The organism is Streptomyces sp. NPDC023573, assembly GCF_055559735.1.
This window is the reverse complement of sequence record NZ_JBVHKB010000006.1, coordinates 247,850-267,676: the sequence shown is the minus strand read 5'-3', so window position 1 is coordinate 267,676 and position 19,827 is coordinate 247,850. Positions and strand designations below refer to the sequence as shown.

The 19,827-nt window shown below is 73.0% G+C and carries 20 protein-coding genes; 3 read left to right on the top strand and 17 right to left on the bottom strand.

The genetic code is table 11. The features are described 5' to 3' along the window. Nucleotides 1-15: 15 nt before the first annotated feature. The 13 genes from ACZ32T_RS21245 to ACZ32T_RS21185 form a co-directional block, all read right to left on the bottom strand. Nucleotides 16-912 carry a glycosyltransferase family 2 protein gene (locus ACZ32T_RS21245; protein ID WP_467269311.1) on the bottom strand — a complete coding sequence of 299 codons (897 nt, stop codon included), beginning with the start codon at nt 910-912 and terminating at the stop codon, nt 16-18. After that, entirely contained in the window at nt 909-1,793 is an 885-nt protein-coding gene (locus tag ACZ32T_RS21240; RefSeq protein WP_467368321.1) for a glycosyltransferase family 2 protein, read from the bottom strand. The genes ACZ32T_RS21245 and ACZ32T_RS21240 overlap by 4 nt, the downstream gene beginning before the upstream one ends. 25 nt (nt 1,794-1,818) lie before the next feature. Continuing rightward, nucleotides 1,819-2,832, bottom strand: coding sequence for a glycosyltransferase family 9 protein (locus tag ACZ32T_RS21235; RefSeq protein WP_467368319.1), 1,014 nt, complete (start codon nt 2,830-2,832; stop codon nt 1,819-1,821). Between the two features lie 2 nt (nt 2,833-2,834). Continuing rightward, complete coding sequence (gene rfaE2, locus ACZ32T_RS21230; RefSeq protein ID WP_467368316.1) at nt 2,835-4,349, bottom strand: D-glycero-beta-D-manno-heptose 1-phosphate adenylyltransferase; 1,515 nt, start codon at nt 4,347-4,349, stop codon at nt 2,835-2,837. After that, entirely contained in the window at nt 4,346-4,969 is a 624-nt protein-coding gene (locus ACZ32T_RS21225) for a D-sedoheptulose-7-phosphate isomerase (RefSeq protein WP_467269307.1), read from the bottom strand. The genes rfaE2 and ACZ32T_RS21225 overlap by 4 nt, the downstream gene beginning before the upstream one ends. Beyond that, nucleotides 4,966-6,207, bottom strand: coding sequence for a glycosyltransferase (locus ACZ32T_RS21220; RefSeq protein WP_467368314.1), 1,242 nt, complete (start codon nt 6,205-6,207; stop codon nt 4,966-4,968). Before ACZ32T_RS21220 ends, ACZ32T_RS21225 begins: the two co-directional genes overlap by 4 nt. Continuing rightward, entirely contained in the window at nt 6,204-7,166 is a 963-nt protein-coding gene (locus ACZ32T_RS21215; RefSeq protein ID WP_467368312.1) for a glycosyltransferase, read from the bottom strand. Before ACZ32T_RS21215 ends, ACZ32T_RS21220 begins: the two co-directional genes overlap by 4 nt. Then, a complete protein-coding gene (locus ACZ32T_RS21210; protein WP_467269303.1) occupies nt 7,163-8,170 on the bottom strand; it encodes a glycosyltransferase family 9 protein in 1,008 nt (335 codons plus the stop codon). Before ACZ32T_RS21210 ends, ACZ32T_RS21215 begins: the two co-directional genes overlap by 4 nt. Then, nucleotides 8,167-8,718: a D-glycero-alpha-D-manno-heptose-1,7-bisphosphate 7-phosphatase gene (locus tag ACZ32T_RS21205; RefSeq protein ID WP_467368310.1), complete on the bottom strand. Its 552-nt coding sequence runs from the start codon at nt 8,716-8,718 to the stop codon at nt 8,167-8,169. Before ACZ32T_RS21205 ends, ACZ32T_RS21210 begins: the two co-directional genes overlap by 4 nt. After that, nucleotides 8,715-9,704 (bottom strand): glycosyltransferase family 2 protein, encoded by a 990-nt coding sequence (locus ACZ32T_RS21200; RefSeq protein ID WP_467368308.1) that lies wholly within the window; start codon nt 9,702-9,704, stop codon nt 8,715-8,717. The genes ACZ32T_RS21205 and ACZ32T_RS21200 overlap by 4 nt, the downstream gene beginning before the upstream one ends. Next, nucleotides 9,701-11,335, bottom strand: a complete 1,635-nt coding sequence (locus tag ACZ32T_RS21195; protein WP_467269297.1) for a carbamoyltransferase family protein — start codon at nt 11,333-11,335, stop codon at nt 9,701-9,703. The genes ACZ32T_RS21200 and ACZ32T_RS21195 overlap by 4 nt, the downstream gene beginning before the upstream one ends. A 12-nt stretch (nt 11,336-11,347) precedes the next feature. Then, nucleotides 11,348-12,343, bottom strand: coding sequence for an NAD-dependent epimerase/dehydratase family protein (locus tag ACZ32T_RS21190; protein ID WP_467269295.1), 996 nt, complete (start codon nt 12,341-12,343; stop codon nt 11,348-11,350). A 282-nt stretch (nt 12,344-12,625) separates the two neighbouring features. Next, a complete protein-coding gene (locus tag ACZ32T_RS21185; protein WP_467269293.1) occupies nt 12,626-13,042 on the bottom strand; it encodes a CBS domain-containing protein in 417 nt (138 codons plus the stop codon). A 151-nt stretch (nt 13,043-13,193) separates the two neighbouring features. Here ACZ32T_RS21185 and ACZ32T_RS21180 point away from each other — a divergent pair, with 151 nt between their 5' ends. Together ACZ32T_RS21180 and ACZ32T_RS21175 are read left to right on the top strand one after the other, a co-directional pair. After that, nucleotides 13,194-13,415: a DUF6480 family protein gene (locus ACZ32T_RS21180; protein ID WP_467269291.1), complete on the top strand. Its 222-nt coding sequence runs from the start codon at nt 13,194-13,196 to the stop codon at nt 13,413-13,415. A gap of 397 nt (nt 13,416-13,812) precedes the next feature. Then, a complete protein-coding gene (locus ACZ32T_RS21175) occupies nt 13,813-15,234 on the top strand; it encodes an MFS transporter (protein WP_467368306.1) in 1,422 nt (473 codons plus the stop codon). 413 nt (nt 15,235-15,647) lie between these two features. On the opposite strand, the gene ACZ32T_RS21170 is transcribed toward ACZ32T_RS21175, so the two are convergent. Then, nucleotides 15,648-16,322 (bottom strand): HAD family hydrolase, encoded by a 675-nt coding sequence (locus ACZ32T_RS21170; RefSeq protein WP_467368304.1) that lies wholly within the window; start codon nt 16,320-16,322, stop codon nt 15,648-15,650. Between the two features lie 202 nt (nt 16,323-16,524). Here ACZ32T_RS21170 and ligD point away from each other — a divergent pair, with 202 nt between their 5' ends. Further along, nucleotides 16,525-17,436 carry a non-homologous end-joining DNA ligase gene (gene ligD, locus ACZ32T_RS21165; protein ID WP_467368301.1) on the top strand — a complete coding sequence of 304 codons (912 nt, stop codon included), beginning with the start codon at nt 16,525-16,527 and terminating at the stop codon, nt 17,434-17,436. Nucleotides 17,437-17,457: 21 nt separating this feature from the next. Here ligD and ACZ32T_RS21160 read toward each other — a convergent pair whose 3' ends face one another. From ACZ32T_RS21160 to ACZ32T_RS21150, 3 genes are all read right to left on the bottom strand, one after another. Continuing rightward, a complete protein-coding gene (locus ACZ32T_RS21160) occupies nt 17,458-18,516 on the bottom strand; it encodes a YihY/virulence factor BrkB family protein (RefSeq protein ID WP_467269285.1) in 1,059 nt (352 codons plus the stop codon). A 92-nt stretch (nt 18,517-18,608) separates the two neighbouring features. Beyond that, nucleotides 18,609-18,836, bottom strand: a complete 228-nt coding sequence (locus ACZ32T_RS21155; protein WP_356714613.1) for a DUF5133 domain-containing protein — start codon at nt 18,834-18,836, stop codon at nt 18,609-18,611. A gap of 93 nt (nt 18,837-18,929) precedes the next feature. Next, nucleotides 18,930-19,739: an SDR family oxidoreductase gene (locus tag ACZ32T_RS21150; RefSeq protein WP_467269283.1), complete on the bottom strand. Its 810-nt coding sequence runs from the start codon at nt 19,737-19,739 to the stop codon at nt 18,930-18,932. Nucleotides 19,740-19,827: the final 88 nt, after the last annotated feature.

The following is a 19,827-nucleotide window of genomic DNA, read 5'->3' as shown; positions in this document are numbered from 1 at the left end:
GCCACCGTCCTCCGGTCAACCCACGTACCGGCGGGCGGTGTACGCGCGACGGGCCCGTTCCAGGGTGCGCAGCCGTGCCTCGACAGGGGGTGACACCGGCCGCCGCTGACGGAGTACCCAGGGCAGGCCGGCCGCCGCCCGCGCGAAGGCCCTCAGCGATGCCCTGTCCCGTGGGACCGTGCACAAGAGGTGGACGGTCCGGCGCACGGCGGGGACCCAGGGGCGGCGCAGCCAGGTGAACCAGAGCGTGTTCCGCAGTCCCAGTACGCGCCGCTCGGTGCTGTCCCGGGCCTCGGACGCCGCATGGTGGATCAGGAGGTCCGGCACGTAGCTGAGCCACCATCCTCGCTGCAGCAGGTCGGTGGCGAGCAGTTCCTCCTCGCCGCCCAGCCACAGTCCGGGATGGAAGCCGCCCACCGACCGGAAGGCATCGGTCCGCATGACTGTCGCGGCGGCGAGGAAGGAGCCCAGGGCGGGGCCGGGCAGCCAGTCCGGCCCGGTGAGCGGTGAGTCGCGCAGCTCCGCGACGACGGGGTCCTCCTCCCCCGACGGTTCGACGACGATGCGCGCGGTGATCGCGGCCAGTCGCGGACGGGTGTCGAGGAGGTCGGCGGCTTTCCGCAAGGACAGCGGCTCCCACCAGGTGTCGTCGTCGCAGAACGCCACGTAGGGGCTCCGCACCTCCGCCACCGCCAGGTTCCGCCCGACCGCGCCGAGGTTGCGGCCGGGGGTCAGCAAGGTCATCTCGGGGTAGAGCCGCGTCACCGCCTCGGCGGTGCCGTCCGAGGAGGCGTTGTCCGTGACGACGACCCGTGGCCTCTCGGGCAGGTCGCTCAGGGCCTGGAGGGTGCGCAGCAGCTCGGACCTGCGGTTATGGGTGATCACCACCACGGTGACGCGGTGATCGGTCATGTCGTCCTCCGTTCTCCCGCGTCCTCGTACGCCGATGCGGCGGGCACGTGCTCCTCCAGCAGGCGCACGGTCCGTTCGACCCGAAGGGGCAGGCGGCGGCGCAGCCGGAGCGCGGCGGGCATCCGCGCCGCGGCCTCTCCCAGCGCCGCGGCGGCCCCGGCGTCGCCCCGCACCGCGGCGGCGCTCAGCGCGAGGGTGTGCCGGAGTGCCACGCGGACAGGGCGCCGAAGCCAGTCGGTGAGAAGGGCGTTACGCCGCAGCAGTACGGTGCGGCCGGGCCGCTCGCCGGGGTCGGGGTGGTGGTAGGCGGTCACGGACGGGTCGTAGGACACGCCCCAGCCGGCTGCCGCCAGGTCGTAGGCCAGCAGCGTCTCCTCGGCTCCGAAGAAGAGCAGCGGGTGGTAGCCGCCCGCGTCGAGGTGGGCGCGCCGCCGGACGACGCACGCGCAACCGAGGAAGCCGAGGACGGGCCGCCCCGGCAGTCCCGGGTCGGGTGGCAGCGGCGAGCGGGCCAGCAGTTCGTTCAGCGGGTCGTCCCGCTCCTCGGCACCGACCAGGCTGCGGGCCGCCAGGAGTCCGAGGCGCGGGTGTGCGTCGAGCAGGTCGGCGGCTCGCCGTAGTGCGCCCGCCTTCCACCAGGAGTCGTCGTCACTGAAGGCGACGTACGGGGTCTCCGCGTGGCGCACCGCCAGGTTCCGGCCCAGCGCTCCCGTGTTGCGGCCGGGTGCCAGTACCCGCGCGCCGGCCGGATGGGCACGCAGCGCCTCGGTCACCGCAGGGTCCAGACCGTTGTCGACCACGACGACGGGAGGCCGCTCGGGCAGCGCCGCCAGCCGGTCGAGGGTGCGCAGGGCGCTGTCGGGCCGGTCCTTGGTGATCATGGCGACGGTGGTCCTCGGGTCGGCCTCAGGCACAGCCGTTCGCCCCCACCGGCCAGGACCCGTCCCGGCCGCCGGTCGCACCCCCCGGGCGGATGTGTGCCAGTACGGACGCGATCACCTCGCCCGCGCCGATACGGAGCAGCGACGGGTCGGCCTCGGTGCCGTGCGGGTCCCCGGGCGGGCCGGGGTACCAGAGCGCCGTGTGGCGCGGGTCGTCCGGGGGCGGCCCCCAGAGGCGCGGAGCAACCGGGCCGAACAAGGTCACCGAGGGCGTGCCGTGGGCTACGGCGAGGTGGGCGGGACCGGTGTCTCCGCTGACCAGGCAGGCGGCCCCGGCGACCAGAGCGGACAGGTCCGCGAAGGAAAGTCCGCCGGACAGCACGTCCACGGTCCCGATGCCGGCGGCGTCCGCCACGTCCGACGCCAGTGCCTCCTCGCCGGGGCCACCGGTCACGACGACGCGGCGGCCCGTCGCGAGCACCGCGCGGATCACGGTCGCGAAGCGTCCGGCGGGCCATCGCCGGGCGGCGGCCTCGGCACCGGGGTGCACCACGACGGCGCCCGGCGCCGGAGAGGGGCCGGGCGGAGACGGCAGCAGGACGTCCCGTGGGTCCGCCTCGATGCCGTACGCCTTCAGCAGCCGGCACCAGCGTTCCCGCTCGTGGTCCTCGCGCCGCCAAACGGGCGGCGCGGCCGCACCCGGCGACGGGCAGGAGTACGACAGGATCCGGCGCGGTCCGAGCGCGGCGAGTGCGCCGTGGCTCTCGGGGCCGTTTCCGTGCAGGTCGATCGCGACGTCCGGCGCGGCACCCTGCCAGCCGGTGAGCTGCGGAACCCCGCGCCGGGGGGCCGAGGCCGGAAGAAGTGTGTCCACGGCCTCGGTGGCCAGCGCGGCGTCCCGCAGCGAGGACGGGGCGGCGAGCACGATCTCGTGTCGTGGAAACGCGCGGCGTACGCCCCGCAGCGCGGGCACCGCCGCGAGGAGATCACCGAGGCCGAGAGCGCGCAGGACGAGCACGCGGGGCCGCGAGGAGGCCATCGTCACGCCTTCCTGGCCGGGCGGCGGTGGCCGGCGGGGCGGTCGGCCGGTCCGAGGGCCGCCCGTTCGGCGAGCCGGGTGGTGCTTCTGCCGTCCAGGTAGGGCAGGAGCACGACCTCTCCACCCCAGCTCCGCACGAGCCGCGCTTCGGGAAGCCGGGTCAGCGCGTAGTCGCCGCCCTTGGCCCAGATGTGAGGGCGCAGTTCCTCCAGCAGGTCCTCGGGGGTGTCCTCGTCGAAGACGGCGACCGCGTCGACGCAGCCGAGAGCCAGCAGGACCCGGACCCGGTCGTCGGCCGGGACGAGAGGCCGCGAACCGCCTTTGCGCCGCCGCACGGAGGCGTCGGAGTTGACACACACGACCAGGCAGTCGCCGATACGCCGGGCAGCCTGGAGCAGTGCGACGTGCCCGGCGTGCAGGAGGTCGAAGCAGCCGCCGGCGGCCACGACCGTGCCGCCCTCCGCGCGTACCCGGGCCGCCAGTGCGAACGGGTCCGGGGTCGTGTCGGCCTCAGCTGCGCCGGTGCCGGTGCCGGTGCCGGTTTCGGCGTCGGTACCGGGAACGGCTGGAGCGGCGTCGATGCGGAGTCCGGCGGCCCCGCCGTCCTCGACGTACCGGGTGGCGGCGCGTACAGCCTCCTGGACGGCGGTCTCCGGCAGCGCGCCGTCGGCGAGCAGGCACGCGGCGGTCGCGGCGAAGCGGTCGCCCGCTCCGCAGGCGTCTCCCTCCACAGCCTGCGGGGCTGACACCAGCAGCGGGTCCCCACCGTGCGTCAGCAGTGCGCCTCCCGCACCGAGGGTCACGGCGACGGAGGTGACACCCCAGGCCCGGATCAGTTCGCGGGCGTCGTCGGCCGACCGGCGGACCTGGGCCCCCGCCCCGGACCCGGTGAGCGCAGAGGAATCGCAGGGAGTGGCACGGGGCCCGGGGCCGGCCGGGGCGGACGCGGCGAAACCCCGGGCCTCGGCCGCCGACGGCGTGACCAGTCGCACCCCCCGCACCGGCGCACCGCCCCGGGGGTGCGGGTCCCACACGACGGGAACCCGGGCCGCGGCACCGGCGAGGGCCTCGCGGAGCACGTCGGCAGCGCCCCGGCCGTAGTCGGCGACCAGGACGGCGCCCGCCGCACCGACGGCGGCCAGCGCTTCGTCCGTCGTCCCGGAGGCGCGTCCCTCACCGTCGTCCAGCCGCAGGACCGGCACCCCCTGGGCCATCACCCTGGTCTTGCAGGACAGCTCTCCGGCGAGCGGCAACTCGACGACGCGCACGACGCCTTTCAGGAGCAGCCTCAGGGTGCGGCCCGCCTCGCCGTCACCGAGCGCGGTGACCAGGGTGACCTCGCGGCCGTCCTGGGCCGCGAAGTACGCGGCGAGCGCGGCGCCGCCGGGCCTCGTGACCCGTCGGGCGCCGTGGACCACCGGCACCGGTGCGTCGGGGGCCAGCCGGTCGGCCCGGCCGGACAGGTCGTGGTCGAGCAGAGCGTCTCCGACGACGAGCAGCGGGGCGAGCGGGCTCACAGCGCTCCCTCGACCGCCGGAAAGCCGGGCTTCCGGCCGGAGGCGGCCGTGCTCTCCTCACATGCCTGGTCGAACGCCTCGCACATCATGTGCACGGCGACCAGGTGAAGCTCCTGGACGGTGGCCGACACCGGCGCGTTCACACACAGGGATTCGTCGCAGGCCGCTTCGAGCGGGTTGGGCGCCGGACCGGTCAGCGCCCATACGGTCATTCCGATGCGGCGTGCTTCGACCGCCGCCGACAGCAGATTGGCGCTGGCGCCGCTGGTCGACAGGAGCATGAGGACGTCACCGGCCCGGCCGTGGGCGCACACCTGCCGGGCGAAGACCTCCTGGACCCCGTAGTCGTTGGCGATCGCCGTGGTGGAAGAGGTGTCGGCGTGCAGCGCCAGGGCCGAGAACGGCGGCCGGTCGTCGCGGTAGCGACCCACCAGTTCGGCCGTCAGGTGCTGGGCCTGGGCCGCACTGCCGCCGTTCCCGGCGACGAGCAGCCTGGCTCCGGCGCCGAGGCGGCCGGCGAGCTCGGCCCCCCACCGGTGGACGAGGGGGCACGAGCCGCGGAAGACGGTGAGCGCGTCCGCGAGGTCGTCGCAGTGCTTGCCGTGGTGGGTGCGGTTCATCGGATGACTCCCGAAAGTGAGGGGGTGGCGGTCACCGCGCTGTAGACGCGGGCGACTCCATCGGCGACGCGGTCCCAGGTGTATTGCGCGAGTACCCGCTCGCGGCCGGCCGCTCCGTAACGGGCCAGCCGTACCGGGTCGTCGAGCAGCGTGCGGATCACAGCGGCGAGGTCGCTGTCCCCGTCCGCGGCGGGCGGGACCAGTGCTCCCGTGACGCCGTCCACGACGGTGTCGAGGTGGCCGCCGACGGCGGTGGCGACGACCGGCGTGCCGCATGCCATGGCCTCGATCGGCACGATGCCGAAGGGTTCGTAGTCGGGCAGCGACAGAACCAGGTCGGCGCCGGACATCAGAGCGGGCATCCGGCCGTGGGGCACGGAGCCGAGCAGCGTGAACCGGTCGGCGACGCCGTGGTCCTCGGCCACCTTCCGCAGCCTCTCCGCCTCCGGCTCGGCGAACAGGAGGTCGGCCGGCGGGCCCCCCGCGACGAGGAGTTCGGCGTCCGGCACCTCGGCGAGCGCCCGGATGGCCCGGTCGAAGCCCTTACGCCGCACGAGACGTCCGACGGCGACCAGTCGCCGCGGTCCCGAGGGCGCGTCGGCCGGGCCGCCGGAGGGGGCGAAGTGACGCGGGTCGACGCCGCACGGGACGACGGAGACGCGGTCGTGTGCGACACCCATGGCGGCCAGTTCCGCGACCTCGTCGGCGCAGGTGGCCAGCACCCGCCGGCAGGAGTTGCCGATGGCCGCCTCGGTCGCCAGCCGCTGGGGCGGACTGGTGTCCTCCGCCCCCTGATGGCGCTTCTTGACCGTACCGAGCGCGTGGTACGTCTGGATCACGGGAACGCCGAGTCCGCGGACGCCGATCATGGCCGCCGTGCCCGACATCCAGAAGTGGGCGTGCACCACGTCCGGGCGCTCCGACCGCCACCGCCGGGCGAGGAAGGCACCGAACTCGGGCATGTGGGCGATGAGTTCGTCCTTGGGTACGCGCGACGCGGGCCCGGCCGGCACATGGACGACCCGCACCCTGCCGGGTGTGACGACCTCCGGGGACAGGTCGGGGCTGTCCTGGCGGGTGTAGACGGTGACGTCGTGCCCGCGCCGGGCGAGGTGGTCGGCGAGCTGGGCCACGTACACGTTCTGTCCGCCCGCGTCGGGGCCGCCGAGCTCGGCAAGCGGGCTGGCGTGCTCGGAGACCAGAGCGACACGCAGGGAGGCGGGGCGGGCGTACCTCATCGTGTGACCTCTTTCAGCAGATGTTCCCAGTCGTCCTGGAAGCGCTGCACCCCGTAACGGGACTGTGCGGCGGACCTGGCCCGCGCCCCGGTGCGGGCGGCGAGGCCGGGGTCGGCGAGGAAGGCGCGGACCGCCTCGTCGAGGACGTCGAGGCGGTTGGAGACGACTCCCGCGTCCTCGGGCACCGCTTCGCGGACTTCCGTGGTGTCCAGGGCGACGACCGGCATGCCGAGGAACATCGCCTCCAGCAGCGAGAGGCCGAGCGATGTCCACCGCACCGGGTGCAGGTAGAGCCGGCAGCGGGCCATGGCCGGGTGCAGCGCGCCCTGGGGCAGGTCGCGCGCCCGGCAGCGGTCCTCCGACAGGCCGAGGTGGGCCGGCAGAGCCTCGGTGCGCATGCCGAAGACGTCCAGCGGCGCCGCGCGGGCGAAGCGGGAGAGCAGGTCGGTGCCGGTGGTACGGCCGCGGCGCACGGGGTCGTTGACCACGACGGCGGCCCGTCGCTCCGTGCCGGTCCACAGGGCCCCCGGGTCGATGATGCCGTGCTCGATCACCGTGGTCGGGGCCCGCCCGTTGTCCCACATCAGCCGGTTGAAGTGGGTGACGTGGACCAGGGGGATGTCGTCCCTGCCGGCCAGCGGATGCCGGGTGCCGGCCGGCGTTCCGTCGGGGCTGTTGTGCTCGACGTACACGGCGGGCACGTCGACGCCCGGCCGCCGCCCGGTCCAGGCCGCCGCCAGTTCCAGCTCGTGGGGCCGCTGAAGGACCATGAGGTCCACGTCCGCGTCCCGCAGCCGGTCCGCGGGCACCTCGACGGCATTCGGCGGCCAGTCCCAGGTCGCTGCCCGCCCCAGGCCGTCCGGGCCGCGATCCGGAGTGACGGGGATCAGGAAGGTGTGCGGTCCCTGGACGAACGATGTGGCCCATGAGCCGTGTACGTGCCAGATGAGGATGTTCACGCGGTCTCCTCGATGAGCTTGTGGACGGCCAGGACCACGTCCCGGGGGGCGACGCCGTCGAGGCACGGATGTCCGGGTACGGGACAGTGCCGGGCACGGCTGCCGGCGCACGGGGCCGTCTGGTCTCCGAGCACCACCGCCGGGACCCCGTAGGGGCCCCACCGTTCCGCCGGTACCACCGGGGAGAACAGCGAGACGACGGGTGTGCCGACCGCTGCGGCCAGGTGGGCCGGTCCGGTGTTGCCACTGACCAGGACGTCGGCGTTGCGCAGGACGCCGGCCAGCACGCGCGGCTCGGTACGACCGCCGAGATCCAGAGCGACGTCACCACCGACCCGGCGGGTCAGATCCGTCTCGTCCGGCCCACCGGTGACCACGACGCGGTGTCCGGCGTCCGCGAGGCGCTGGACGGCGTCGGCGCACCGCTCGGGACTCCAGGCACGGGCCGGGGCGCTCGCCCCGGGATGGACGACGACGTAGGGCCCGTTGCCGGTCAGCGGCACGGTGTCGGGGGAAGGCAGCACCCGCAGCCGGCGGTCGTCCCCGGGCGGCGGCGCGAATCCCATCGCCACGGCGGTGTCGAGCGCCGCCTCGGCCTCGTGGCGGTCCGGGAGCCGCTGGTGCCGTACGTCGAGCAGCGTCCCGGGATGATCCACGCTGTCGGCGCCGATCCTGCGGACGCCGGCCATGCGCAGCAGCAAGGCGGTGGGCAGAGGGCTCTGGTGGAAGGAGGTGAGGACCAGCGCGGTGTCGAACACGGCTTGCCTCAACCGCCCGACGACGGCGTCGATGCCGGCGTCCTCCACGGACGGCGGTCTCACCCCCTCCCAGGGCGCCTCCCAGACGATCACTTCGTCGACCCCCGGGAGCAGCCGGGCCGCCGGCTCACCGCGTGGCCCGCACAGCAGGGTCACCCGGGAGGCATGCGCGGCGACCGCGCGGACGGCGGGTCCGGCGAGCAGGACGTCTCCGAAGCTGTCCAGCCGGACGACAAGTGCCCTCACGTGAAGTCCTCCCGCCGGCTCAGGACCATCCGTACGGCCGTCAGTACGTCGGGCGCCGTCCAGCGCTCCGCCTCCACCTCGGAGCGCAGGGTGGCGGCGTTGGGGACGAGGACGCCGCGGGCGCCCGCGGCCCGCGCGGCGAGGACGTCGGCCCGGATGTCGCCGATCACCACGCACTCCTGGGGCCGTACGCCGAGTCGCCGGGCGGCCTCCGTCACGAGGCCCGGCCGTGGCTTGCGGCAGGCGCAGTCGGCCTGCGGGGTGTGCGGACAGTACACCCAGGTCCCGAGGGTGCCGAGCAGTTCGTCGGCCCGCCGGTTGACCCGCAGCACATCGTGTTCGCGCAGCAGTCCCCTGCCGATGCCCGACTGGTTGCTGACCACGCCGGTCGCGACGCCCTCGGCCCGCAGCAGGTCGGCCGCCTCGCGTGCTCCGGGCAGAAGTCTGACCTTTTCCGGGTCGCCGTTGTAGGGCACGTCCTCCACCAGCGTCCCGTCCCGGTCGAAGAGCACGGCGGACACGCGGAGGGCGGGCGAGTCGTCGTTCACCGGGTTCCTCCCGGCGGCCGGACACCTCGGTGCCTGATCTGCCCGGCGAGCCAGTGCCGGACGGCGACGGGGGGAATGGCGACGCTGGTGGCCACCATGGTGACGACCTCCCGGCGGGTCCTCGGCCCGGGGGCGATGCGCGCCCAGGCGAACTCAGCCGTGGCCGCCGTCCAGAGCGCCGCGGCGAGCGTGGCGCTCCGGCGCCGGCCGGCCACCGCACCGAGGACGGCGACGCAGGCCAGTCCCGTGGTGGCCAGGTGTCCGGGCAGCCGCCCCCGGGGTGCTTCGCCGCGCGCCCACCAGTCGCGTCCGTGCACTCGGTTCATCAGCACGTCGTCGGCGTTGCCCCGTTGGGCGCGGACCGATGCCCAGGGGCCGGCGGGGCGGACGGGATGGCGGGTGACGCGCCGGCCGCGGCGCAGCGCCCAGCCCGCGTCCCTCACGCGCAGGGCCAGATCGGCGTCCTCGCGGAAGGCGCGCGGGAATCGCTCGTCGAAGCCGCCGACCTCCTTGAGCGCCGTCGCGCGGTAGGCCATGTCCGCGGTGGCCCACGCCGCCGATTCCAGTCCGGCGGTGCCGCGCTCCCAGTCCGTGGGCCTGCGGTCGTCGGGCAGCGGCACCGTCAGCCGCCCCTGGACACCGCCGGTCCGCTCGTCGGCCTCGGCGAGATCTTCGGCCAGCCGCTCGGCCCAGTCGGGCAGCACCTGGACGTCGTCGTCGAGGAAGACCACCCAGGGCGCGCCGACCGCCCGCGCGCCCGCGTTGCGCGCGGCGGCGGGGCCGCGGCCGCCGGTGGCCAGGAAACGGACGGAGAGTTCACCTACCGGCCCGAGCGGCAGGCCGCCGTCGGCCACGGGGCGGTCGTCGACCACGACGACCTCCGCCGGACGTGGGCCTGTGGAGGCGGCCAGCGCCCGGAGGCAGTCGGCGAGGCAGGCCCGGCCGATGGTGGGGACGACCACGGCGTACTCCACCGGGGCACTCATGCGAACGCCTTTCCCCGCCGGATCGCGAACGGCCCGAGCGCGAGCAGGTCGACGGGGGCGGATCCGAAGCACTCCAGCGCGTCACGGGGATCGTCCACCATGGGACGGCCGGCGGTGTTCAGGCTGGTGTTGACGACGACGGGCAGTCCGGTGCGCCGTTCGAAGGCCCCCAGCATCCGGGCCACCAGCGGCTCGGCGGCGGAGTCCACGGTCTGGACCCGCGCGGTGCCGTCGACGTGGACGACCGCCGGGATCCGGTCACGCCACTGCTCGGCCACATCGTGGACGAACAACATGTACGGGCTCGGCAGCGGGCCGTCGAAGAGTTCGGCCGCCCGCTCCGCCAGCACCATGGGCGCGACCGGCCGGAACTCCTCACGCCCCTTGACCGCGTTCAGACGCTCCAGGTTCGCGGCGCGGCCCGGGTGGGCCAGCAGCGAGCGGTGGCCCAGGGCCCGCGGTCCGAACTCGGAACGCCCTTGGAACCAGGCGACGACGCCGTCCCGGCTCAGTTCTTCCGCCACCGTCTCCGCGATGTCGGCGGGCTCCTCGTACGGCACGGCGGCACGCTCCAGCCAACCGCGCAGTTCGTCGTCGCTCCAGCCGCGGCCGAGGGCGGGAGTGGGCATCGCCTCGACGGGCTCCTTCTCGCCGGCGACGTGCAGGGCCGCTCCCAGGGCCGTTCCCGCGTCGCCCGCGGCGGGTTGCACCCAGACCTCCCGGAACGGCCCCTCGCGGTACAGACGTGTGTTGGCGACACAGTTGAGCGCCACTCCCCCGGCGAGGGCGAGCACGTCGTCACCCGTGCGGCCGTGCAGCCACCGGGCGAGGTCCAGGACGACGTCCTCGAGACACGCCTGGGCGCTCGCCGCCACATCGGCGTGGTCCTGGGTCCACGGGGTGCCGGGTTCACGTCCGGGCACCAGCGCGTCCCACGGCACGGGCCGGGCGGTGAAGCCGCCCTTGCCGTCCGCCTGTACGAACTCCCGCAGCCGGTCGGTGAAGCGCGGCTTCCCGTAGGAGGCGAGCGCCATCACCTTGAACTCGTCACTGCTGCGCAGGAATCCCAGGTGCTGGGTGAGGTCTTCGTAGAACAGACCGACCGAGTCGGGCAGCTTCTGGGAGGCCAGGACCGTCAGCTGCCGGTCGACATACCGGCCGGAGAGGTGGGACCCGCACTCGCCACGGCCGTCGAGCACCAGGACGGCGCAGTCGGGGTGCGGCGACGCCTGCCCGGCGGAGGCCGCGTGCGCCACATGGTGGGCCACGAAGCGCACCTTGCCCGGGTCGAGCCCCGGCAGTGCCTCGGCGAGGAATTCCGGGGCTCTGCGCGCGTACTCCTGGCGCAGATGGTCCCAGGGATCGTCGAGACCCATCTCGCCGGCCGGACGGGCGAGGCCCGGGTCGTAGGAGTAGGCGACGACGTCGAGGTCGGCCGGGCGCAGACCCGCCTGCTCCAGACACCATCGGGCGCTGAGCTCGGGCAGCTCCCAGGCGGAGAAAGGGAGGGGCCTCTTGCCGTGTTTGCGGCGGCTGAAGCGTTCCTCCTCCGCGGCGGCGACGATCCGTCCGTCGACGACCAGGGCTGCCGCGGGATCGTGGAAGAGTGCGTTGACACCGAGGACGCGCATGGGAAACCTCCGTCAGAGCCGCGTGGCCGGGGACATCGTTTCGGGCAGTGCGGAGAAGTGGGCGATCGTCCGCTTGATGCCTTCCTCCCAGCTCACCTTCGGCTCCCAGCCGAGCATTTCGCGGGCGAGCGCGGTGTCGGGCCTGCGTCGCTCGGGGTCGTCCTGGGGTCGCTCGATGAACGTGAGCCGGGAGGAGGAGCCGGTCAGCGCGACGACCCGCCGGGCGATGTCCAGGACCGTCACCTCGTCCGCCCCGCCGATGTTCACCGGGCGTACCGCCTGGCTCGCCGCGACGAGCAGGACGCCGTCGACCGTGTCGTCCACGTAACACAGCGAACGGGTCTGACTCCCGTCGCCCGCCACCGTCACCGGCTCCCCGGCGAGCGCCTGGCAGACGAACGTGGGCACGGCACGTCCGTCGTGCGCGCGCATCCGGGGCCCGTAGGTGTTGAACATCCGCACGATGCCCGCGTTGATCTTCTTGGTGCCGACGTAGGCCGTGACCAGGGCCTCGGCGAACCGCTTCGACTCGTCGTACACGCTGCGCGGCCCCACCGGATTGACGTTGCCCCAGTAGTCCTCGCGCTGCGGATGGACGAGCGGGTCGCCGTAGACCTCCGACGTGGACGCGAGCAGGAAGCGTGCTCCGTCGCGGAGCGCCACGGCCAGCGCGTTACGGGTGCCGAGGCTGCCGACGTCCATGGTTTCCAGCGGGTGCCTCAGATAGTCCGCGGGCGACGCCGGGCACGCGAAGTGCAGGACCAGGTCGTACGGGCCGGGCAGCTCCTCCGTCATCGAACCGGCGGACACGTCGCACCGCACGAATCTGAAGCCGGGTCGGCCGATCAGGTGAGCGATGTTGTCCTCGGAGCCGGAAAGGAGGTTGTCCGCGCAGTCGACTGCGACTCCTGAGTCCAGCAGCCGCTCGCACAGGTGGGAGCCGAGAAAGCCGGCACCCCCGGTGACGACCGCCCTGCGCCAGGGGCCGGGTGACGTCAGCAAAGCCATTGGACGGCCTTTCGTCCGCGGTGAAGTGTCGCGCCGGCGGGAGAGCGACGTACCGCTGCGCTCGAAACCCCTGTGGGGCCCGTCGGCACAGGCTCGGCACCCTCCGTTCGCCTCAGCACACCCATTGTTAGCAGCCACCCCGGTAAGGCGCTCGTCGGTGGGTTCGGTGGATCGGCACCGGCGGAACCCCTTGTCGCGCTCCGGCCAGGGCGCCGAAAAGCCGCCGGGCCGGCCTCACGGCCGTGCCCGGCGGCTGTCGCCGGCTCCTGCGGACTTCCCGGTTCAGTCGGTGGAGAGGGCCTGGAGCAGATCCCCCACCTGCGGGTCGTTCAGCGAGCGGGCGACATCGGCGGTGGCGACCATTCCGACGAGCGTGTGGCCGTCGATCACCGGCAGGCGCCGGACCTTGTGCGCCGTCATCGTGCGGAGGATCTCCTCCGCCCCGTCGTCGGCGCCGATGGTCACCGCCTCGCCCTGCGCCAGTTCACCGGCCGTACAGGCGGCGGGGTCCTTGCCGGCGCCGAGCACCTTGGTCACGATGTCACGGTCGGTGAGCACGCCCTTGAGCTTCTCGTCCGTGCCGCAGATCGGCAGAGCGCCCACGCCGAGGTCGGTCATCTTCTTGGCGGCGTCCAGAACGGTCTCCTTCTCCCCGACGCACTCGGTGCCGCTCGTCATGATGTCGCGTGCGGTTGCCATGGTCTTTCCCTCCTTGGGGACGGATGGGGTCTCGACCGCCGGGTTCCCCGCGAGGGACGCGCGTAACGGCGGGTACGGCCATCCGGGCCGTCGGCCGGCGGATTCGCCGTGGGATGCGTGTGATTTCTTCCGATCGGGTTACTCACTGGGCATGACCCACGAAAACCAGGACCCTGATCCCCGCGAGGCGTCCGGCCTCGACGCCCACGGAGGTGTGCCCCCGGGAGACACTCCGCCGGCCGAGGGCAGCATGTCGGAAGCAGGACCGCGGCACGATCCGCCCAAGGGATGGGGCAAGGGCCCACTGGTCGCCATCCTGGTGCTCGTCGTTCTGGTGGCAGCCTTCTTCCTCGTCTACGCGTTGCTCATCTGAACGGACGGAAGACCCAGGCGGCAGGGACGGGCTCACGGACGGTGGCCTGTGGGACGCGCGCCGCGGCAGCACCCGTGGCGGACCGTGGCGTCCTTGTGCCTCTCCGTGCACCGGCGGGGCCCGCCGTGCCGCGCATGCCGACCGGTGTGAGCAAGGACACCGGGCGGTCAACGACCATACGCATGGAGGAATTTGGGCCGTGGGCAGCTGCGGGGCACTGCCTTCCGTTTCCGGCCGCGGGGAAGCGTTTGTGAAGATGTAGGGGCACCGGCCGACGGGGTTCCCCGCCGTGTCCATCCACCGGCGCCCGAGGGACACCGGCCGGTACACGTGCCATCCGGGCAGAGTCTCCCGCCCCGTACCCCTCGTCCGAAGAGTCTCTGCCGTGCCCTTCTCCATGCCTTCTTCAACCCCGTCCGCGGAGGCGGCCGACTCCGCGGACGGGGCTTCGCCGCCCCCCGCCGGCCGCCTCTCCGCAGGACTCACGCGCCGCCGGTCCGGAAGTGGGGCCGGCAGTACCTGGCGTTGCCTGCGCACACCGAGCATGCGGTGGTGGTCGCTCGCCAACCTGGTGTCCAACGCGGGCACCTGGATGCAGCTCACCGTGCAGAACCTCCTGGTCCTCCAGATCACGGGCTCCGCGGCGGCGACCGGCCTGTCGCTGGCCGTGCAGGCCGGCCCGGGGCTGCTCCTGGGCGTGGTGGGAGGAGCGGCGGTCGACCGCTGGCCCCGCAAGGTCACCGCGGCGGTGAGCCAGACAGTGCTGGGCGCGGTGGCCTTCTCCACCGCGGCTCTGCTGGCCTTCGGCCTTCTCGACATGCCGGTCCTGCTGGCGCTGGCAGCGGTGACGGGCATCGTGAGCACCATCGACGGCCCGGCGACCGCGCTGCTCGGCAACGACCTGGTGCCCGCCAAGGACCTCCCCTCGGCGATCGCTCTGGGATCGATGGTGCACAGCGCCGGCCGGCTCATCGGGACCGCGCTCGCGGCCGTCGCCGTCGGCGCGTTCGGCTCCACGGTCGCCTATGCGGCCAACGGGGTGTCCTTCCTCTTCGTCGCCGCGGTGATCCCCTTTCTGCGGCCTGCCGCGGACGCCGCCCGGGAGGCGGCCGCGGTCGCCACCTCCAAGGCCGCCGGGCTCAAGAAGCCCGACCGGGCTTCTAAGGCCCGGAGCAGGGAAGGACTCACCTATTTCCTGGGACGGCCCCGGCTCATGGCGCTCGCCGCGATCACCGGTCTGAGCTCGGTCTTCGGGCGCAACTACCAGTTGACGCTCGCCGTGCTCGTGACAGGGCCGCTCCACGCGGACGAGAGCGACTTCGGCACCATCTCGACGGTGCTCGCGATCGGTGGGATCGTCGGCGCGATGATCGCCGGACGGATGCGGAACCCCTCGGTGCGGCTGGTCGGCGCGCTGGCTGCCGCCGGAGCGCTGCTCCAGGTCGCGGCAGGACTCTCCCCGGGCCTGATCGTGCTCGCCCTCCTGGTGATACCGATGGCGGTGGTGGAGTCCGTGTCGGACACCGCGGGGGCGACGGTGCTGCAGACCGACCCCCTCCCGGAGATGCGGGGCCGGGTCCTGGGTGTCTGGCGCAGCGCCAGTACCGGGTGGGGGCTGGCGGGGCCGCCCCTGCTGGGTCTCATGCTGGAGTACGGGGGCGCACGCGGAGCCCTGGTCTCGGGCGGGCTCCTCATTGCCGGCGGGATCGCGGTCGGCGCGCTCGGTCACCGTGCTCGAAGCCGCCGCGGGGTACGGCGCTCCCTGGCCGTGCCGGCCGCTCCGGTGCCACTGCTGCAGGAGGTGGGCAGGGCGGCCTGATCCCTCAGACCGGGCGGCCCACCGCGGACGGGGGGAGAATGGCAGGTGGCGTGCGGGGGACAGGCCCGGCGCCGCCGGCACCACTCCGGGAGAGCACATGTCGAATCCGCAGCAACCTGAACAGCGCAGAAGCGACAAGGGCGGTTCCACGCCGCAGGACAGCGCCGAAATGAAAGCGCGGCAGGCCGGGCGTGGAGCCGGTGGCAAACGGGCGCACGGGACGGACAAGGGCCACAAGGGCGGCGGCGAAGGCGGAGCCACACCCCCGGCTCAGCAGCCCGACCACCCCTGAGCCTGCGCATCGCGCAGCCGGCCCGCCGCACCTCCTGCCGCGGTGAGGGGCCCGGGCAATCCGCCCGGGCCCCGTACGTCCGCGTAGCGGGCGCCTCAGGCCCGTAGCGGATCCACGTACGTCAGTCGGCGCGTCCGGTCTTCGAGAAAACACTGCTGTCCAGCCGCGCGAGCAGCTCAGCGGGGTCCCGGTACACCTCGGCGGCCCCGGCCTCCTCCAGTTCCTGTCGGGCGATGCCGCCCGACAGGAGTGCCACGCAGGTCACAGAGGCACGGGTCGCGGCTTTCATGTCCCAGACCGAGTCGCCCACGTACACCGTCTCCCCGCTCGTTCCGCCGGCGAGCTCCATGGCGTGCCGGACCGGTGCGGGAGCCGGTTTCCCCTCGTCCACATCGTCCGCGCTCGCCGTGTCGGTGATGACGTCGTCGGCGTCCAGCACGCGTCGCAGGGCTTCGAGTTCCGGACCGGACGCGGAGGTGACCAGCACCACCTTCCATCCCCGGGCCGCCAGGGCCCTGAGCAGGTCGGCCGCTCCGTCCACGGCGATCAGCCGCTCGAAGTACGTCGCGTACAACGCTGAGTGCGTGCTGCTGATCCGCTCGTCCCGTTCGCTGTCCCGCCCGGCTCCGAGTAGGTGCTCGATCAGATCGGCGGAGCCCAGGCCGATGGCCTGGTGCACGGCGGTCATCGGCACCGTGTGGCCGGCCTGGCGAAAGGCCTCCCACCAGGCGGTGACGTGGAGGTAGTTGGTGTCCACGAGCGTCCCATCCACATCGAACAGAGCTACGCGAACCATGACACTCCTGGGTGTGCGCCCGACGGCCGATTTTCTGCATCGTAGGGCCCGCGCCCGGCATGTGTGCGCCGCGGTCGGCCGCGGCGTGTCGCTCCCCGGAGCGGGCAGCCCCATGCCCCTGGACCCGAGGATTCGGGGCTCGCCCGCGGGGTACTCGGCGAACCTGAGGAAACGGGCGGAGAAGGCACCCCGAGGGGCAGGTATGAATGCGGACATGGAGGTGCGCGTGGGCCGTCGCACGGTCGTCATCACGCGCCCGGACAAGGTGCTGTTCCCGGACGACGGCATCAGCAAGGCCGGTCTCGCGGACTACTACCGGTCCGTCGCGGAGGTCATGGTCCCCCACCTCCGGGGACGGCCGCTCATGATGGAGCGCCTTCCCGAAGGCATCGGGGGCCGGACCTTCATGCAGAAGGAAGTGCCCGGTCACTTCCCCGAGTGGTTCCACCGCGTCGAACTGCCGAAAGCCGGCGGGAACGTCACCTATGCGATGTGCGACGAGCCGGCGGCCCTCGTCCACCTGGCCGGACAGGCCTGCGTCACCCCGCACCGGTTCCTGTCCCGCGCGGACCGCCCGGACCACCCCGACCGCATGGTGTTCGACCTCGACCCTTCCGGTGACGATTTCGCCGCCGTCCGCACGGCGGCGCTCCGGCTCCATGAGCTGCTGGACGAGCTGGAGCTGCCCTCGGCCGTGATGACCACGGGGTCCCGTGGCCTCCACGTCCTGGTACCGCTCGATCGCCGTGCGTCATTCGACGCCGTGCGCGACCTCGCCCGCCGGATCGCCGAGGTGCTCGCCGCTCGCCATCCCGACGCGCTCACCACCGCGCCGCGCAAGGAAGCCCGGCGCGGCCGTCTGTATCTCGACATCCAGCGCAACGCCTACGCCCAGACCGCTGTCACCCCCTATGCGGTCCGCGCCCGCCCCGGGGCGCCCGTGGCCACGCCGCTCAGCTGGCCGGAGGTGGAGGACCGGCGGCTCCACGCCCGCAGCTTCACGACGGCCTCCGTCCTGGACCGCGTCGGCGACGACCCGTGGAAGGACGTCTTCCGTCGTCCCCGTGCGGCGCGGGCCGCGCTGCGCCGCCTGGAAGCTGTCGGCTCCAGCTGACTCGTGGGCCGGGACGGCCGGTCAGGAGCGGGGATCGGAGGGACCGGTGTCCCCCATGCCCCTGCGGTCCTGGTCCGTCCACTTGCTGGTGTCCCGGGGGGTGACGTACGGCTCCTCCCGGTGTGGGTGGCCGCCGATGACAGCCCTCTCACGGGCCAGCTCCGCGTCGAACTCGAGGCCGAGCAGAATTGCCAGGTTCGTGATCCACAGCCAGACAAGAAAGATGATCACACCGGCCACGGCGCCGTACGTCTTGTTGTACGAACTGAAATTGGCGACGTAGACGGCGAAGCCGGCCGACGCGGCCATCCAGATCAACAGCGCCAGCAGGCTTCCCAGTGACACGAACTTGAAGCCTCGCCCCTTCGCGTTCGGCGCGGCCCAGTAGAGGATCGCCAGCAGCATGGTCACGAGCACCACCAGGACGGGCCATTTCGCGATCGACCACACGGTCATGGCGGTGTCGCCGACACCGAGTGCGGTACCGAGCCGTCGCGCGAGGCCGCCCGAGAGGACGACGATCAGCGCACTGACGCAGGCCAGCACCATCAGCGCCAGGGTCAGACCGACCCGGACCGGGAGCACCTTCCAGACCGGCCGCCCCTCGGGCACGTCGTACACGGCGTTGGCGGACCGGATGAAGGCCGCCACATAGCCGGACGCGGACCACAGCGCGGCCAGAAACCCCACGATCGCCATGACGAGCCCGGTGCCGCCGCCGCCCTGCAACTGGGTCACCGCGTTCCTGAGAACGTCGCGTGCCGCTCCGGGAGCAAGCTTCTGAATGTTGTCCAGCACCGTCTGGGTGTTCGACTCCCCGGCGATGCCGAGCAGGGAGACCAGGACCAGCAAGGCCGGAAACAGCGCCAGGATGCCGTAATACGTCAGTCCCGCCGCACGGTCGGCGAGCTCATCACGCTTGAACTCCTTGAGCGTGCGCCGCAGTACTGCTCCCCACGACGCCTTGCCGACCTTCGTAGGCGTGTCCGGTGCGGCGCGCTCCACCTCCGGGTCCGGTCCCGCACCCGGCACGCCCCGGCGCGGTCCTGTGCTGTCCTGGCTGTTCTGCTCGCTCGACATGTGAACCAGACAATCCCGGGCGGAGCCGCTGCGCGACTTCACAGCGCAACCCTGCGTCCAGGCGGACGAACTGCCCCACTCGCCTCCAGGAGTCAGCCGCGGATGAGGGAGTCGTCCTGGGGGCGCGCACCGGGGAGCCGGTGGCGTGCGGCGATCAGTGCGGCGTCCACGTCCCGGGTGCCGGTTGCGACGCACAGCGTGTAGGCGATGTCGTCCATCCGCTGTTGCACCTCCGTGTCACCGTTCTCCGCCCGCAATATGCGCAAGGTGTCGTACTGCTCGACAAGGTTCCGCAGCACCGCCGGGTGGGCCATCAGCACCGGAGACTCCCTCTGGTCGTCGCTCACAGGTCTTTCGCGGCCGTCTACCCCTGGCCCTCACCGCTACACCGCTTTTTCCGGTGCGAAGCCGGTCTAGGGACGACGCCAGTCGCCGGAGGTCAGATGGGACCCCGCCTGCGGCCCCATACGGAGCATCCCGCCGTCCACCACCCACGACGCCCCGGTCGTGTAGGACGACTCCGGGCCGGCCAGGAAGGCGACGACGGAGGCGACCTCCCGGGCGTCGCCAGGCCGCCCGAGCGGGATGCCGGGCCGGTCCTCGGCCTGCACGTCCGTGTCCTCCTGGCCCGTCATGGGAGTGGCGATCTCACCGGGGGCCACGGAGTTCACGGTGATGCCGTACTCCGACAGTTCCAGGGCCATCACCTGCGTCAGCAGACCAAGACCGCCTTTCGCCGCGCAGTAGGGAGCCGCGCCGACCCTCGGCTGGTGCTCGTGCACGGAGGTGATGTTCACGATGCGGCCCCCTTCGCCCTGGGCGATCATGCGCCGGGCGGCCCGCTGCGAGCACAGAAAGGGTCCGATGAGGTCCACGTCGATGACGTGCTGGACCGTGGTGTGGTCGAGGTCGAGGAAGGGGGTGGACGTGCCGGTGCCGGCGCAGTTGACGAGCACGTCGACACGGCCCAGTTCGTCCGCCAGCGTGTCCACCACCGCGGCGGCGTCCGGCACGTCCGACAGGTCGAGGCGGGCCACCGCGGCACGTCGGCCGGCTCCGCGTACCTCGGCTGCGGTGCTCTCCGCCCCGTCGTGATCGCGGTGCCAGGTGATACCGATGTCCATGCCCTGGTGCGCGAGCCGTACGGCCACGGCTCTGCCGATACCCGAATCCGCCCCTGTGACGAGGGCTACGGGGGTGACAGCCGGAAATTCCTCGGTCATGAGTCCTCCTGGGCCGTGTCGGCGCTGTTCTCGGCGTAGTCGGACAGACGGTTACCACGCGACTCCCGCGCCAAACCGTCGATGCCCG